The 16465-nt window shown below is 44.6% G+C and carries 11 protein-coding genes; 7 read left to right on the top strand and 4 right to left on the bottom strand.

Going from position 1 to position 16465, the window contains the following annotated elements; genetic code table 11:
• Positions 1 to 40 precede the first annotated feature (40 nt).
• Positions 41 to 2851: an Hsp70 family protein gene (locus FKN16_RS03975; protein WP_170902050.1), complete on the top strand. Its 2811-nt coding sequence runs from the start codon at positions 41 to 43 to the stop codon at positions 2849 to 2851.
• A 98-nt stretch (positions 2852 to 2949) separates the two neighbouring features.
• On the opposite strand, the gene FKN16_RS03980 is transcribed toward FKN16_RS03975, so the two are convergent.
• Positions 2950 to 3144, bottom strand: a complete 195-nt coding sequence (locus FKN16_RS03980; protein ID WP_005394200.1) for a hypothetical protein — start codon at positions 3142 to 3144, stop codon at positions 2950 to 2952.
• A gap of 86 nt (positions 3145 to 3230) precedes the next feature.
• On the opposite strand from FKN16_RS03980, the gene FKN16_RS03985 reads away from it, so the two are divergent.
• The 6 genes from FKN16_RS03985 to FKN16_RS04010 all read left to right on the top strand — a co-directional run bounded on the left by FKN16_RS03985 (position 3231) and on the right by FKN16_RS04010 (position 11135).
• The gene (locus tag FKN16_RS03985) at positions 3231 to 3917 is read left to right on the top strand and encodes a DNA-3-methyladenine glycosylase I (protein WP_053807378.1); all 687 of its coding nucleotides are present in this window, start codon (positions 3231 to 3233) and stop codon (positions 3915 to 3917) included.
• 575 nt (positions 3918 to 4492) lie between these two features.
• The gene (locus tag FKN16_RS03990) at positions 4493 to 5836 is read left to right on the top strand and encodes a sodium:glutamate symporter (RefSeq protein WP_047008748.1); all 1344 of its coding nucleotides are present in this window, start codon (positions 4493 to 4495) and stop codon (positions 5834 to 5836) included.
• A gap of 215 nt (positions 5837 to 6051) precedes the next feature.
• The gene (locus FKN16_RS03995; protein ID WP_170902051.1) at positions 6052 to 6543 is read left to right on the top strand and encodes a type II secretion system protein; all 492 of its coding nucleotides are present in this window, start codon (positions 6052 to 6054) and stop codon (positions 6541 to 6543) included.
• Between the two features lie 273 nt (positions 6544 to 6816).
• Positions 6817 to 8556, top strand: coding sequence for an ABC transporter transmembrane domain-containing protein (locus FKN16_RS04000; protein ID WP_170902052.1), 1740 nt, complete (start codon positions 6817 to 6819; stop codon positions 8554 to 8556).
• Between the two features lie 3 nt (positions 8557 to 8559).
• Positions 8560 to 10335, top strand: coding sequence for an ABC transporter transmembrane domain-containing protein (locus tag FKN16_RS04005; protein ID WP_170902053.1), 1776 nt, complete (start codon positions 8560 to 8562; stop codon positions 10333 to 10335).
• Positions 10336 to 10586: 251 nt separating this feature from the next.
• Positions 10587 to 11135, top strand: a complete 549-nt coding sequence (locus FKN16_RS04010) for a hypothetical protein (protein WP_012841863.1) — start codon at positions 10587 to 10589, stop codon at positions 11133 to 11135.
• A 41-nt stretch (positions 11136 to 11176) separates the two neighbouring features.
• Here the strand turns inward: FKN16_RS04010 and FKN16_RS04015 are convergent, their stop codons facing one another.
• The 3 genes from FKN16_RS04015 to FKN16_RS04025 all read right to left on the bottom strand — a co-directional run bounded on the left by FKN16_RS04015 (position 11177) and on the right by FKN16_RS04025 (position 16458).
• A complete protein-coding gene (locus FKN16_RS04015; protein WP_170902054.1) occupies positions 11177 to 13399 on the bottom strand; it encodes a TonB-dependent siderophore receptor in 2223 nt (740 codons plus the stop codon).
• A 201-nt stretch (positions 13400 to 13600) separates the two neighbouring features.
• Positions 13601 to 15577 (bottom strand): Fe(3+)-hydroxamate ABC transporter permease FhuB, encoded by a 1977-nt coding sequence (gene fhuB / locus FKN16_RS04020; RefSeq protein ID WP_170902055.1) that lies wholly within the window; start codon positions 15575 to 15577, stop codon positions 13601 to 13603.
• Positions 15574 to 16458 (bottom strand): ABC transporter substrate-binding protein, encoded by an 885-nt coding sequence (locus FKN16_RS04025; RefSeq protein WP_170902056.1) that lies wholly within the window; start codon positions 16456 to 16458, stop codon positions 15574 to 15576. Before FKN16_RS04025 ends, fhuB begins: the two co-directional genes overlap by 4 nt.
• Positions 16459 to 16465 lie beyond the last annotated feature (7 nt).

Here is a 16465-nt window from a genome sequence, read left to right on the forward strand (position 1 = left end):
ATCGGGTGCCGTTTTTAAATACACGAAGGTTTGGTTTTGTATGGCATCTCCTCGTTTCCTTGTTGGTATTGACCTCGGCACCACAAACACTGTGGTGGCCTACTGTGAAATCACCGACAACCTTGAACAATCCGAAGTATCCCTATTTGACATCGACCAACTGATTGGTCCGGGCGAAGTCGTTCGTAAACCACTTCTGCCCTCTTTCCGCTACCACCCTGCGGTTGGTCAAATCTCCCCTTCTGACCTCACTCTTCCTTGGGACAACGAACCTGTTGCTGGCGACATTAACAATGTCATCGTTGGTGAATGGGCTCGTGAATTAGGCGCGAAGGTGGAAGGACGTCAGGTATCCAGTGCAAAAAGCTGGCTATCGCACCAAGCGGTAGATCGTAGCTCAGACATTCTCCCTTGGGCTGGCGCGCAAGACGTAGATAAAGTCTCGCCCGTCATTGCCAGCGCAAGCTACCTTAACCACATTCGTCAAGCATGGAACTACCGACATCCTAGTAACAAGCTAGAAGACCAAGACGTAGTTGTCACCGTTCCAGCATCGTTCGATGAAACCGCTCGTAAGCTCACGCTTGAAGCCGCTGAGTTGGCAGGTTTAAAGAAAATCGTCCTGCTCGAAGAGCCACAAGCCGTATGTTACGACTGGTACGCACGCCATCAGAAAACCGCAGCTGATGAACTCAAAGAGTTACCGCTGATTCTTGTGTGCGATGTGGGCGGTGGTACCACCGACTTGAGCTTGATTGAAGCAAGTTTCTCTTCTCAAGATGAGCTAGCCCTTGATCGTATTGGCGTTGGCGAACACTTGATGCTGGGTGGCGATAACCTCGACTTAGCATTAGCACACCTTGCAGAGAGCCGCTTCAATCAAAGTAATAAACTCAATGCAGCAAGCCTGACTAAGCTGATTCAGCAAACGCGTAAAGCGAAAGAGAACCTGCTTTCAGCGAGCGCACCTGACGAAGTGAAGATCACCATGTTAGGTAGCGGCTCTAAGCTACTTGGGGGCACAAAGAGTATTGCTCTAAGCAAACAAGAAGTGCACCAAATCGCATTAGATGGCTTCTTCCCACTTTCTGATTTCAGTGACGTACCAGACAAACGTCGTAGCGCGGTTGTCGAGTTTGGCCTTCCATACGTTGCTGACCCAGCGGTGAGCAAGCACGTTGCCGAGTTCTTAACTCAGCACCAGCAAGTCGCTCGTGCCGCTCTTGGCATTGAAGACGATAAACAAAACGCGATTCCAGTTGGCGTGTTGTTGAACGGAGGCGTGTTTAACAGTGATCTGGTGACTAAACGTGTCACCGCCCTACTTTCTGACTGGCGCGGCGCACCAGTTACGGTATTAGATAACCCACATCCAGATTGGTCTGTTGCATTAGGTGCTGTAGCATTTGGTAAAGCACGTCGTGGCGCACAACTGAAAATTGGTGGTGGTGCAGCGCGTTCTTACTTCTTGCATCTTCAAGAAAAGAACAAAATGGGCAAAGCGCTCTGTTTGCTTGCAAAAGGTACAGAAGAAGGTCACGAGATCCGTTTAAGCGGTCGTCGTTTCTCGCTCACTCTTGGAGAGCCAGTCCGCTTTAACCTGCTGACTTCTACCCACGATACCTTAACCAATAACACCGCCATCCAAAATGGCGTGATGGTTGATGTTGACCCAGACTTGTTTGCTCCACTACCGCCTTATATCACCACCCTTGAAGGTGAAGGTGCCGAACTGCAAGCCAACCAGAAAGAACGTGTCGAAGTACAACTGGCGTGTCAGTTGACTGAAGTCGGCACACTTAAGATGGAATGTGTCAGCGCAGAAGACGACAACAAACGTTGGGAGCTGGAATTCGAAGTCCGTAACAAGCAAACCGACGACAGTGAACAAGTTAAGCTTCACCCTAAACTGAACGAATGTAAGGAGCTGATCGCTCGCCTATACAGCGGTAACAAAAAAAGCGCAGAAGGCAAAGAGATCAAAACCTTAGCCAAAGATCTTGAGAAGAAGCTCGGCAAACGTGACGAGTGGGATTTCACTACCCTACGTCAACTGTTTGATACCTTTGCACAAGGTCGTAAACGTCGCCGTCGTTCTGAACAGCACGAGAAAAACTGGCTTCGTTTGGCGGGCTTTGCACTGCGTCCGGGCTTTGGCGATCCAACAGACTCTTGGCGTATTGAGCAAGTTTGGGGACTGTATCAACAAAATATTCAGTTCAAAAACCATCAAGGCTGGACAGACTGGTGGGTATTCTGGCGACGTATCGCGGGCGGTCTAAGCCAAGAACAACAAGAAACCATTTTGGCAGACATCGCAAAATATCTGCATCCCGGCGCGATGAAAAACCCACAGTCCGCCAAAGCGGCACAAGACATGGGTTACGAATCCATGGTGCGTCTTTCAGCCTCTCTAGAGCATCTAGAAGTGGAAGATAAAGTTCTATTGGCAACGTGGTTCTTGAGTAAAGCGATCAACCAAAACCAGTTTGAACAAGCGCACTGGTGGGCGATGGGACGTTTGGCTTCTCGCACACCACTTTATGGCAGCCAGCACAACGTCATTCCTCGTGAACAAGCAGAACAGTGGTTGCCTAAGTTGTTAGAACAGAACTGGCAGAAAGAGCCAATGATCGCGTTCGCAACCGTAATGATTTGTCGTAAGACGGGTGACCGCCTGTTTGATATTTCTGACGATTACCGAGAGCAAGTTCTAACGAAGCTGAAACAAAGTAAAGTGCCCGAATCTTGGGTATCACTAGTTAAAGAAGTGAAAGAGCTTTCAGAAAGCGAATCAAAACGCGTCTTCGGTGATGCTTTACCAAGCGGTTTAACGCTAGTTCATCATTAAATCCACTCTACACAAGAAGACGAGTTAGACGTACAAAGCCCTTCCGACGAAGGGCTTTGTTGTATCGCATTCTTTTGGTTTTGATCGTGTACAACGCGCTAATTCATTTCTGTCGTAATCACTACATCGCGCGTTTCGTTATCCATATCGCTAATACCGACCACCGACACTTCTCTGTCCGATAGAGTTTCAATTAAGCTGTCTTCTAATCCGCCATCAGCCAGCCAAGTATAAAATTTATCCGCGATACGCTCCGAACCTTCCCCGACAAACGTTAATGTGACCTTCTTCATTTGTGACACTCCATCAATTTACGATTCAGCCACTTAAGCGTAGTATGTTTCGCAAATATCGACATAAACTAGGACTAACTTCTTTTATGAGTATCGAAAAATTTGACGCGATTTATCAACGTGCTGCTAAGCGAAAAGGCGGAGAAGATCAGCTTGAAGCGCTATTGTCTCACCCATTAAGTAAAGAGGAATTAGCAGCGATTCCCGATGACCGTTGGCTGGCCGCTTTTTCGATGAAGGTATTCCAAAGTGGGATTTCGTGGAGCGTGGTTCGCAACAAGTGGCCGAACTTCGAAGAAGTGTTCTTCGGATTTAAGATTGAGCCGTTGTTGATGCTGTCAGACGAACAATGGGAAACCAAAGCGACCGACAAACGCATCATTCGCCACCTCACTAAAGTCATGTCGATTCCGGCCAACGCTCGCATGATCCATGAAGCAAGAATCGAATATGGCTCGTTCAGTAACATGATTGCTGAATGGCCTCGGGAAAAGATCACGGATCTATGGGGCTACTTGAAGAAGCATGGTAGTCGTTTGGGTGGAAATACAGGCCCTTACACTTTACGCCAAATGGGCGTGGACACTTTTATTCTGTCTAACGATGTCGAAGCTTATTTGCGCAACTGCAAGATCATTGAAGGCGGCAAAGACACGAAAAAGTCCTTGGACTCTGCTAATAAAGCCTTTATTCAGTGGCAGCAAGAAAGTGGAAGAAGCTTGACCGAAATCAGTCAAATTATCGCGTTTAGTACTGGTGACAACCGAATTTAAACAAGCACTTTGTAGCTCTGGGGGCGAAATTCCGGCCCCCCTATAACGCATGATATTTGCACGAATCACTCTACTTTAGCTCTTACTGATATTACTACTTTCTCGATTCCTCCAAAAAATCCCTCCTTAAAGTGGCAAAATCCCCCTTCAAATCACAAAAAGTTATCATATCGACAAATTATTTTTCTTGTTCAATATTTTTATTTATCAAATATTTAATTACAAGTGCCCAGTTTTTAGGCACTAAATATTGATGACGCTCAATTGCATTGCGCTGACAAACTGACTAGGATACACGCCCTTCCTGAGTGAACTATCAGAAACTTGATCGAGGAATTTATTCAAATTTCTCAACACTTCGTGAGCACTCACAACAATTGCACTCACTTTATAGATTTAAGGATCAACAGATCCGTTAATACAAATTCGACAGCGCAATAGAGTGCTGACTAGAACAACCATGACGCGATGTCACATGAGTGACTATTTTCGTGGTTTTGTGCTGGAAGTTATTTATTACATCAAGGCTGGTTAAAAGGATGAGCCCCTTGAACGCATTTACTGGAGGACAAGAAATGCCAAAAGGTCTAATGCTGACTGACTTAGCCATCGCTGGCTTACTATTAATTGCAGCAAAAGTAATTCGTGTACATATGCCTTTACTACAACGCATGTACATTCCATCTGCTGTATTGGCTGGGTTATTTGGTCTTATTTTTGGCCCAGCTCTGCTTAACGTATTACCTTGGACAGATACCTTTACCGCAAACGCAAGCCTCTTAACTGCTGCACTTTTTTCTGCGTTGGGTTTAGCAACAGATGTCCCGTCACCAAAAGTGGTTGCTCAACGAGCAGGCTCATTGTGGGCGTTTAACCAAATTGCATCCGTGTCGCAATGGCTGTTTGCAGCAATGTTTGGTTTAGTACTTACCACCTTCTTTTGGCCTGAGATTAATCCTGGGTTTGGCGTAACCATGTCCGCTGGATTCATGGGCGGACATGGTTCAGCATCTGTAGTCGGTGAAATCTTCACGGGACTTGGTTGGGAAGATGGCTTCACGCTCGGTTTAACGTTCGCCACAGTTGGGATCTTTATTTCAATCTCTGTGGGCATGTTAATGCTTCAGTTTGCGTTGAAAATGGGCTGGATTCGTAGCTTTACGACATTCGACAGCATGGACGAACACGAACGCAAAGGCTTAGTGAAACCTGACGATCAAGAACCTGTGATGAAAGATACGATGTCATCATTGTCAGTCGATTCTTTCGCGATTCACGCAGCGCTGGTTGTAGTGGTAACCGCTTTCTCTTATGTAGCAGCCAACTACTTATCTTCTTTCCACGATAAGGTACAAATTCCGACTTTCGTTACTGGCTTTCTAGGCGGTATGTTAGTTCGAATCATCGCTAAGCAAACCAAGGCATCTCATTACCTATGTGACGGCGCATTCAAACACGCAGCGGGTATTAGTACGGATTACCTGATCATCTTTGGTATTTCAGCGATTAAGATCACGGTTCTAGCGCAGTATTTAATGCCAATGGTAGTGCTCGCAATTGGTGGTATCGCGTTCACGCTATGGCTTATCTTTTGGGTTGCACCTCGCATCATGGGAGATGACTGGTTTGAGAAAGGCATTTTCTCTTGGGGATGGTTAACAGGTACAGTCGCTATGGGTATCGCGTTATTACGCATTGTCGACCCCAAAATGCGCAGTAAAGTGTTAGACGACTATGCTATCGCTTATGTTCCAGGCTCAATTACGGACATTTTCATCATCTCGCTTATGCCAATCGCAATGTATAACGGCATGCACTGGCAAGCGTTAGGTGTTGGTCTAACCTATATTGCCGTTGTCTTATTCATTTGGCGATTTGTATTTAAGCGCAGCGGTCAAGCCGTCGCAAACGAGTCTTAATTGATCATTTCGGGAGGTATTTTATCCTCCCGAATTTAACTCTCTCCCCTTATTCGATAGCCGCCTCCCACCAGCATGCAAAAAAATAAGCAACTTGTTTTATATTTAAGATCTGCAAGCTTGGTCACCCCTTCCCATCCTTTTTTAATACTTGACCTACGCATTTTTATATCAAAATAGCCGCCAAACTATTCATGACTCATGGAGAAAAGGCAGTGCATCGCTCTCAAGGATTTACCCTCATTGAACTCATTGTGTGCATCATTATCCTTGGTGTCGTTAGTGTTATTGCCCTTCCTAAATTTCTTGGTCTGCAAAAAGATGCCCGAGTGGCAGTACTATATGGCGCGAGGGAAGCGCTCATGACTGCAAACAACTTTGTGTACACTAAAGCCGTTATTCAATCTCAAGAGACGGTAGATGGCGGCAAACAATATAACATTGATCTAGATAATGACGGCAATAAAGACCTAATTGGTTACTTTGGATTTATTAAGAATGTCATTCCCGCAAAAGAGCTGGCAGGTTTCGACCCTCAACTCACTATCAATACTTGGTACGGGGTAGACAGCCCGGACGAACCCTATTTCCTTATCGGCTTTGCAAACAAACCTGTTGGTCCAGACCATATGTGTTATGTCGAAGTTTACTACCCAGAAACTCCAGGTGGCCAAGTCAGCTACAAAATACAAACTGACGACTGCTAGTTCCCCTAGTGAGTGAAAGTAACAGTTGCACTTTTGGTGCTTTCATCGCTTTTAGCAGAATACTGGCCCCAAAACCCATTATTAACAACTATTTCACATAATGTTGTTTCATAGTTAGCTTGCAGCGAGAAAACAAGTAATTCGCGACCGCACGCGCCCGTAATCGAAACAATCTATCGTTTTTCCGACCGCCAATAATTTGTGCTTGTAAACTCATCATTTCGCTCAATAATAGTTCTATAACAAATTCAATAATTTAAAGCGGGAGGCGTGATGAGAATATTCTGGCAGTTACGTTGGTATTTCCAACAAAAGTGGAAGCATTATGTCGGATCGATTTTGCTTTTCGCTGTGATATCAACTCTACAACTTGTTCCTCCTAAAGCGGTCGGAATCATCGTTGATGGGGTCGTAGATAACACGTTAGATACAAATACGCTGATTCTGTGGCTCTTGGGACTCACTGCACTGATCTTTGCCATTTATGGATGCCGTATCTTATGGCGAATTTGGCTTTTCGGCGCAAGCTGGGAACTCGGAACCATTCTACGTAATCGTCTCTATAGGCACTTATCGACACAACCACCCCGATTTTTCGAACGTTATAAGACCGGTGATCTCATGGCGCGTGGTACTAATGATGTACGTAACATCGTAATGACAGCCGGCGAAGGGGTTTTAACGGCAGCCGATTCCTTGATCACGGGTATTGCAGTTTTAATCATCATGGTAACGCAAGTTAGCTGGAAGCTCACTGTTATGGCACTTCTTCCAATGCCGTTTCTTGCAATCATCATCTTTTTTATCGTCCGTATACTGCATCAACGTTTCCGCATTGCTCAGGAAGCCTTTTCTACCATGTCAGACATGACGCAAGAGTCACTTAACGGCGTGCGAATGTTGCGAGCTTTTGGGTTAGAGAATCAAGAACAACAGCGTTTTGAAGATGTAGTCGATGATACTGGTCAGAAAAATATCGCCGTCGCTAGAGTCGACGCGAGATTTGATCCAGCTATCCAACTCACCATCGGCCTCTCTTTCCTTCTCAGTGTCGCTGCTGGTGCTTACCTTGTCGATAAGGGAGAGATCACGCTTGGTGATCTAACAGCCTTTACGATGTATTTAGGGTTAATGATATGGCCTATGCTGGCCTTCGCTTTCTTATTTAATATTTTAGAGCGAGGCTCCGCAGCATGGAATCGCCTACAAGAGATCTTTGATGAAACACCAGAGATTGTCAGTGGAAATAAACCATTAGAAGATAAACCACTGCCATTAAAAATTGATATCGATGCTTTCCACTGGTCCAGTGATTTACCACCAGCTCTGGCCGAAATAAAAATCGAACTTGAACCCGGTAAAATGTTGGGAGTAGCTGGCCCTGTCGGAAGCGGAAAATCAACCCTGCTAACGCTGCTTTTGCGTCAGCACGACCTAACAAACGGTTCAATTACATTCGGGGATGTTGAGATTAAAGATGCCCTACTTCCTCAGTGGCGCAACCGCTTTGCCGTGGTGAATCAAAGCCCGTTTCTATTCTCCAAATCTATCTTCGATAATATTGCCTTAGGTAACCCTAATGCAGAGAAAGAAGAAGTCTATAGAGCAGCAAAGTTAGCCTGTATTCATGATGATATAGAGAAGTTTCCTGAAGGCTATCAAACTGAAGTTGGCGAGAAAGGCATTACTCTCTCTGGAGGACAAAAACAACGAATTGCGATAGCACGCGCTATGTTACTAAATGCACAAGTCTTGGTATTGGATGATGCGCTTTCGGCTGTTGATGGCCGGACCGAACATCAAATACTTAAGAATTTGGAAACACACTACCGTGATCAAGCCCTAATCGTTATTGCACACCGCCTCACCGCATTGGAAGCAGCAGACGAGATCATTGTCTTGAATCACGGCCACATTACTGAACGTGGGCAACATAGCGCTTTATTAGCGCATCAGGGATGGTACGCCGAAATGTTCACGTACCAAAAACTAGAACAGGCGATGGAGGAATAATGAATGAACCAGACCAGTACGTTTAAACGGTTGATGTCTTACCCATTATCTCAACCAAAGCCAATGATTAAAGGACTTGCTTTGCTGTTTGTCGCAGCGTTAGCCAGCGCTGGCGGCCCTTGGTTGATTCAATATTTCATTGATGAGCACATCGCTAAAGGTGACTATTCACAGAATGTTCTGATTTCGCTAGCAGTAGGTTATATCGCTCTTCAGATTGTATCGGCAACATTCCAGTATTTTCAGTCATTGCAATTTAGCATTGTCGCGGCTAACACGATCAAAACGATTCGTAAGCAAGTATTTTCTGGTGTGATTAAGCAGCCGTTATCTGCGTTTGATTACACTCCTGCGGGGAAATTGGTATCGCGAATCACCAACGATACGGAATCTCTACAGCAATTTTATGAGCTCTTGATCGCGACCGTGGTGAAAAACGTGGTCATGATTGTGGTGATGCTTGGCGTTATGTTTTTCATGAGCTGGAAGCTCACACTCGTTGTGCTTGTATTGCTACCGATCGTCATCGGCTTTATGTACTTGTTTAAGCAGCTAAGTACAGAAAGCTACCGAAAGATGCGTGACCTATTGACTGATATAAATGCGAATCTGAGTGAATCCATTCAAGGGATGAGTGTCATTCAATTAATGCAACAAGAAGAGCGTTTTAATAAACAGTTCAACGAGCTAACCGCAGAGCATTTGGTGGCATCTAAACGAGTGATTCGGCTAAACGGCTATCTGCTAAGACCATTGATGGACTTGCTCGCTGGCCTCGCGTTACTTTGCTTGGTTGCGATCTTTGGCTTTAACGGTATTGAGTTGATTGGTGTGGGGGTACTGTATGCGTTTATCAGTTATCTTGCGCGCGTTACTGAGCCATTAATTGAAATGACTCAGCAGCTTGCTCTACTTCAGCAAGCGTTAGTATCAAGCGAACGTGTGTTTGAATTGATTGATGCGAAAGAACAAACTTATGGGGACGATCATCAGCCATTAAGGTCAGGTGCTATCGAACTTAAAGACCTCACATTTAGCTACGATGGTAAACAGGACGTCCTAAAAGACATTTCGTTGAAGGCCAACCACCAAGACTTTATCGCGCTTGTCGGGCATACCGGAAGCGGTAAAAGCACATTAGCGTCACTATTGATGGGCTTTTATCCAACGCAATGTGGTGAACTGCTCATCGATGGTCGTCCACTTAAAACACTAGGGAAAGACGTCCTTCGCAAAGATGTGGCAATGGTTCAACAAGATCCACATATTCTCCCTGCTTCAGTCAGAGAAAACATCTCCCTCAGTCGGGCGGTTGATGATAATCAAATATGGGATGCGTTAGACAAGGTAGGTTTGGCAGAGCAAATTCACCGTTATCCTAATGGGCTAGACACGCAGTTAGGTCAAGGTGAAACCAATCTATCTGCTGGACAAAAACAGCTCTTAGCGTTAGCGCGTGTGCTTGTGGTAAAACCTAAAATATTGATATTAGATGAAGCAACGGCCAATATTGACTCAGGAACAGAAGCTTTAATACAAAAGAGCTTGGCAGTACTCAGACAAGACATGACACTAGTCGTTATCGCTCATCGACTTTCAACTATTTTGGATGCGGACCAAATCATTGTTCTTCATCATGGGGAGTTAGTAGAGAAAGGCACACACAAAACACTGTTGAAACAAAATGGTCGTTATGCCCAAATGTATCAGTTACAGCAAGCCAACCGACATTTACAGCAGATTGAAGAAGAAACCAAGCAACTCGAAGAAGCGGTGTGATTTTTATACCCATGCCTTCTTTTTATTTGGTAGGCATGGGCATAATCGGCCCAACTTCAAAAGTTAGCCTGATTAGCTTCCAATTTCTTCATAATGTGAACTAATTTTCTATTTCTTACCTATTATTGACATAACCCCTCGCTATATCACGCAAGGTCGTTGTAAAATCGTACGGTACTTCAGTCTGGCGCCCTTTGCACTAGACTGTTTTCACTTTCTAATAATGCATATTAATCTCATGACACAAGTCCATGGACAAAGATAAGTTTACTAACATCTATCGCTTGCCTGGTTCGATTCAAATTCGTATCGGTAAATGGCAAAAAACGTTCCGCGGTACCTCTGATTTGATTTTACATCAGGCGCTAATGGAGCGTAATAAGCAGTTTAAGAAGCCAGACTTTTTACCTAAAGGCTGGTGCGTCACTCCTATTGACGAAAAAGATATTACTGTCACGCACCACGGTAAATATATCCAAACCGTCATGCGCACAATGTTGGACAGAAAGGTCTCGTACAAGCGATTATTCCTATCTCGAATGAGTGCGGAAGAAGGTGAAAAAGTGCTCCACAATTACAAACTGGAGTGGGTAAGAAAACATAACCAGATCGCCAAAAAGTACAATCAAATTAAGAAGAAACAGTACATGAACTTTGCAAGAGAAGAAGAGGAAACCCTCTACCCTTCGATTCCAAAGGGTGAGTTTGACAAAACGTTATGGAACAAGCTCGTCGTATCATCGTTTGGTCCGCAGAAAAAGTACAAAAACCCACATTTTGTCCGCAAAGCCGATTTCTAAATAAACACCCCTACACTAGGGGTGTTTATTTATCCGTTAAATCACCAATCGTAAGTTAAACTTGCAATAACATTTTGTCGATCACCATACCAACAAAAACCATCACATGTCGCTATGTACTCTTTATCAGTGATATTTTTAGCTGCGACTTGTAGCTTGTAATCTCCAATACGATAGCTGACCGTCGCATCCATTAAGAAATAACTTGGTACTTTTAGTCTCTCTTCATTATCTCCGTATGACTCACCTATATAGCGCGCACCTAAGCCAACCGAAAAGCCATCAAGAGGTCCATCAAAGAAACGATAATGTGCCCAAGCTGATGATACGGTATTCGCGACTTGAGAAGGTGTTTTGCCAACCCATGTCTTATTGACGTCTTCTTTTATCTCTGCATCAACATAGGCTATGTTTCCGATTAATGTTAAAGAAGGTGTCACATTGGCTACAGCTTCAAACTCAACGCCGTTATTTTCTATTTTTCCTATTTGCGTCAATTCACTCAAGTAGATACGAGCCAAATTTTCTTTTGTTGCCCGATACGTTGCGATATTGAAATAGCCATCGAATGAATCCGGTTGGTATTTTACACCGATTTCAAATTGATCACCGCTTTCCGACTTCGCTGGCTTACCATTGCTATCTTCTTGAATAATTGGATCAAAGTACTGAGAGTAACTAAAGTATGGTGTGAAGCCAGAATCAGAAATATAAGCCGTTCCCACGCTAAACGTCCACTCTCCATTATCGACTTTCGTGCGAGCACCCGTGGTAACATTATGTACTTCGTTACTTGCATCGTCGTAACGAGCACCCAATAACATTGTCCATTTATCGTTAATCAGCATATGATCTTGAAAGTAGACACCGAGCTGTCGGTTCTCGATTTTCGTTCTTTGCTTATCGGTTTCGCTTAATGGCTGTAGCGTATTCGGATCGAGTAACATTATATTATCCGAATAAGTGGAATTAAATACATTAAACCTAGGGTCAGGCAAAGCTCCCATTGGTGTGTTTAAGAGTGCATTACCATCAGCAACGATAGGATCATTAGCAAAGTCCTTACCATCGATACTGATCATTTGAAAATCTAAGCCCAACATCAAGTTATGCTCAACGCTTCCCCAATTTACTTGGTGCATCAAACGATTATCAATATTAAAAGCATCGGATGATCCATCTTCTGTTGAAGCGCCCCTAAGTATGGTCTTGCGTTCATTTGATGGATCTAAAATCGGCCCCAAACCAGGCACATCAGCCGAGTAAACGTACGAATACATTTGTCTCAACTTAACATCCATTTCACTGTAACGAGCTGCTTGAACAAATGAAGTGGTATCATTAAACGCATGAGAAAACTCATAGCCTAAAGACACCTGCTCACGCTCAAAGGTCTCCCAGTTAGGATTACCTATCGCTAAACTATCACTGATCTTTCCATTTTTGTTTGGCGTTAACGTTCCTTCAACTGGCAAAAATTGCAGATAAGGATCTGAGTCGTCTTTTTGATAGCTCGTTAGAAAGGTAATTTCAGACGTCTCATTAAATTTGTACGTCATTGATGGAGAGAGAAGAATGCGCTCTGCTTCTACCCCACTAATTCTCGTCCCATTTTTTCTCGCTAACCCTTGAAAGCGGAAAGCTAACTGCTCACTCACCTCAGAGTTTACGTCAAGAGAAAGTTGTTTACGGTCTTCAGAACCGTACTCCAAAGATACAAGCCCTGAGCCTCCATCAAATTGAGGTCGCTTACTGACGACATTGATAACCCCACCAGGAGGGTTTTGCCCATAAAGAACAGACGCTGCACCACGTAACACTTCAACCCTTTCTAACGCAAACGGATCTATTTGCCAACTATAGAAACCAGAAGAATATAAACGGGTACCATCTTGATACAGCCCGCTGTTCGCCTGTTTAAAACCACGAATAATAAACCAATCTTGCTTGTTATCTTCGCCGAAATAATTAGTTTGAATACTTGGTGTGTACTGTAGCGCGTCAGAAATGCTAATAGAGGCACGATCATCCATTTGTTCTCGCGTAACAACAGATACCGCTCTTGGGGTTTCATTGATGGCAATATCAGTTTTCGTCGCTGCCCGACTCTTCGCTCCAAGATAACTAAAATCAGGACCAACTGCACTGTCTTGCTGCTGTCCAATCACAACTATATTTTCATCTTCCTGAGCCAAGACATTTGGCGTTGATAACGCTAATACAACCGCCATTGACGTTGGTGTCAGCATAAACTGCCGAGTCATATTATTCTCCTTTTTTGTCGGCAGCCAAACCAACCCTTCATGACTTCAGCGATCGCTGAAAGAAAAGCGAGTTACGGCATCGCCAGTTGTTTCCATAAAAGACAAACCAGAGGTTTTGCATAAAGCACTCGCATAGGTTGCGAATGCCACTGCGAGTGCTTATTTGTATAATTACTTTCTTGGTTGAGGCGTAGCTCGTATCTACAAACGACGTAATCCCCACATCAGATACAAACCGCCAATGAGAGACGCCATAAGCCCTGTTGGTACTTCTTGCGGGTAAAGAACTTGTCGTCCCAACCAATCGGCCAACAACATCACGCCGGAACCCAATATCGCGGCGCATAACATGTGTTGTGACGCTTTGTTAAAGCCAAATAAGCGAGCTAAATGCGGAGCCAGTAACCCAACAAAGCTAATAGGACCAACAACCAATGTCGCACTGACCGTGAGACAAGCAACTAAAAGCAGCAGTATCGCGCGCGAACGATCAACGCGAATCCCAAGTGCTTTAGAGGAAGCGGCGCCAACAGGAAGAATATCTAGCCATCTTACGCAGAGAAAACTCAACCCTATAAAGACAAGCGCAGATAAAGACAATGGGAGTAACGTTTCAACCGAAACATAGTAGGTAGACCCAGACAACCAAGCCAATGTTTGATAACTTCTTGGGTCACCAGTGGCTAGAATAAAGCTCTGTATTGCATTCATCAGTGCGGTAATAGCAATACCAGTCAACAAAATACGCTCCGGCTGAAAACCTGATTTACGGTTTAGCAGCACAATTACCAATACCGTCGCTAATGCACCTACAAGCCCGCCTAAAGAAAGAGTGAAAATTGACGAACCAAACCCAGTAAACATCGCGATAATCAACCCCATAGCTGTCCCTGAACTGATGCCGATCACTTCTGGACTGGCCATTGGGTTTCCACTTAGGCGTTGAATCATGGTCCCAGCAATCGCTAACATTGCCCCCGCAATTGCTGCTGCAAATAATCTAGGTGCGCGCCATTCCAAAAAAATCCAATTTTGGCTAGCAAACAAGTTTGTCCATCCGTCATTTTGCACAGCAACCGTGGCAAAAAGAACAACGGAAATTAGCGTGCCGAACAATGCCAATAAGATCGCTTTAGGGTTTAGCTTGTAAACATGTTGACGATGCCGAGTTAACACCGTCTGAGTATGACCCTGCGTCTTTTGTGATAAGCGAGGTAGCAGCCATAACAGTAGCGGAGCGCCCAGTGCAGCCGTTGCTGCTCCCGTTGGTATAAAACTCGCCATTAGCCCCGGCAGTTGCTGAATAACCAAATCGGTTAAAGTCAATAACATGGCACCAATCAGCATTGATACCCAAAGCTTATGCTGGATTTTATTGATACCTATCAATCGAGTAATCGCTGGCGCTGCTAATCCGATGAAACCGATGATTCCTACTGCAGAAACGACCCAAGAAGTGATTAGTACCGCAAGCCCAAGACAGACAAAGCGCAGTTTGGCTAGCGAGACACCTAAACTCTTGGCACCTTGCTCGGAGAGTTCTAACAGACTTAACGGCTTTGCAAACACAAATGCGATAACCGTAGCAAGTGCGATTCGAGGTGCAAGATACGAGAAATCACCCCATCCGCTCTGAACAAGCGAGCCCGCTCCCCATATCATTAATCCATTCAGCTTTTCGGTATTCATCATCAGAATAACCGTACTTAATGATGCAAAGTACAGGTTTATCACTAACCCAGAAACGACGACAACCGTTGGAGATAACGCTCGTCGCCATGACAACAGCATCACCAACCCCATCGATGTCACACCGCCGATGAGAGCAACCAAATTAGGTGCTATATCCAACATCCAAGGGGCAAATAGCGTAGCTAACATCAAAGCAAAACTTGAACCGCTCGCCACACCAAGTGTCGTGGGTGAAGCGAGAGGGTTACGCAGAACTTGCTGCATCAATACCCCAGCAACCGCTAATCCAGCACCAGATATAATCGTGGTGAAGACTCGAGGCCACCAGCTAAAGTGAAGTAAGACGGAATCGATAGATTGAAAGTTAGGTTTCCATAAACTGCTAAGAGCCAGTGAGAATGAACTTGCTTGATACAATTGGAAAGCACCAATAGAAAAGGTAAATGCCGAAAGTAACACCACAAGGCTTAAAGGCATGGCTTTCATTGTTCTAACTCCTCGACCTTACTCGCCGTAACTAACTCCGCGAACCGAAGCGCTGAAGGCATAGAACCAAAACTCCAAACAGGCGCGACTTGCATGACCTTCTCACCAGACTGTTGAACAACGTATTGCCAAAACGGATCTTGAGAGAGCTGCTTTTCGCCACCGTGAGGCAATGGCTCAACGATAACAATTTGGGCTCTTATACCTGCTAACTTATCGATGCCGACTAAGCTGAAGCCCCAGCTATTTGTCTCTTCGTTCCACGCATTACTCAGCCCAATCTTTTCGATAGCCTGAGAGTAAAGACTATTCTGACCAAAAACACGAACGTGCTTCGTATCCATAAACTGAATCATTAAAAGCGGCGGCTGGTCTTTGTTTATGCGCTGTTTTAATAAAGAGAAACGTTCTTCATATTTTTGTATAAGTGCCTCAGCTTCCGCTTCTCTTCCTAGCTCTTCACCAAACCTCCGAGTGAAACGAGTAAGTACCGACCAATCTGTAATCCCGCTTTCATATAAGTCAATCGTGGTAACAGGGGCAATATCGACTAAGCGATGCTTCATTGAGGAGAAGTACGGGGCAATAAAAATACGATCAGGTTTGAGCTCGTAAATACGTTCTATGTTGGGTTGAGTTCTTAACCCTACATCCTTAGTTTGAGGTGGTAACGATGGTGATTTTACCCAAGCATCGTAATCTTGCCCTTGAGCGACGCCTACAGGCACGACCCCTAACGCCAACATCGTTTCAGTTTGTGTCCAATCAACCGACATCACTCGAGGTGGCGCCTCAGCTACTGCTTGAAAGGAACTGACCAAAAGCGCACTAAGTGAGAGAGCGAAAGAGAAATGTTTAAGTCGAGTGTTTGTACTGCTCATTATTCCA

The organism is Vibrio sp. 11-4(1) (assembly GCF_013048625.1).
Classification (GTDB): domain Bacteria; phylum Pseudomonadota; class Gammaproteobacteria; order Enterobacterales; family Vibrionaceae; genus Vibrio; species Vibrio diabolicus.

Bases quoted from the DNA above. Each gene is read 5' to 3' on its own strand.
- FKN16_RS03980 (WP_005394200.1), bottom strand. From the start codon at position 3,144: ATGAAGAAGGTCACATTAACGTTTGTCGGGGAAGGTTCGGAGCGTATC.
- fhuB (WP_170902055.1), bottom strand. From the start codon at position 15,577: ATGAAAGCCATGCCTTTAAGCCTTGTGGTGTTACTTTCGGCATTTACC.
- FKN16_RS04000 (WP_170902052.1), top strand. From the start codon at position 6,817: ATGAGAATATTCTGGCAGTTACGTTGGTATTTCCAACAAAAGTGGAAG.
- FKN16_RS04010 (WP_012841863.1), top strand. From the start codon at position 10,587: ATGGACAAAGATAAGTTTACTAACATCTATCGCTTGCCTGGTTCGATT.
- FKN16_RS03985 (WP_053807378.1), top strand. From the start codon at position 3,231: ATGAGTATCGAAAAATTTGACGCGATTTATCAACGTGCTGCTAAGCGA.
- FKN16_RS04015 (WP_170902054.1), bottom strand. From the start codon at position 13,399: ATGACTCGGCAGTTTATGCTGACACCAACGTCAATGGCGGTTGTATTA.
- FKN16_RS03975 (WP_170902050.1), top strand. From the start codon at position 41: ATGGCATCTCCTCGTTTCCTTGTTGGTATTGACCTCGGCACCACAAAC.
- FKN16_RS03990 (WP_047008748.1), top strand. From the start codon at position 4,493: ATGCCAAAAGGTCTAATGCTGACTGACTTAGCCATCGCTGGCTTACTA.
- FKN16_RS04005 (WP_170902053.1), top strand. From the start codon at position 8,560: ATGAACCAGACCAGTACGTTTAAACGGTTGATGTCTTACCCATTATCT.
- FKN16_RS04025 (WP_170902056.1), bottom strand. From the start codon at position 16,458: ATGAGCAGTACAAACACTCGACTTAAACATTTCTCTTTCGCTCTCTCA.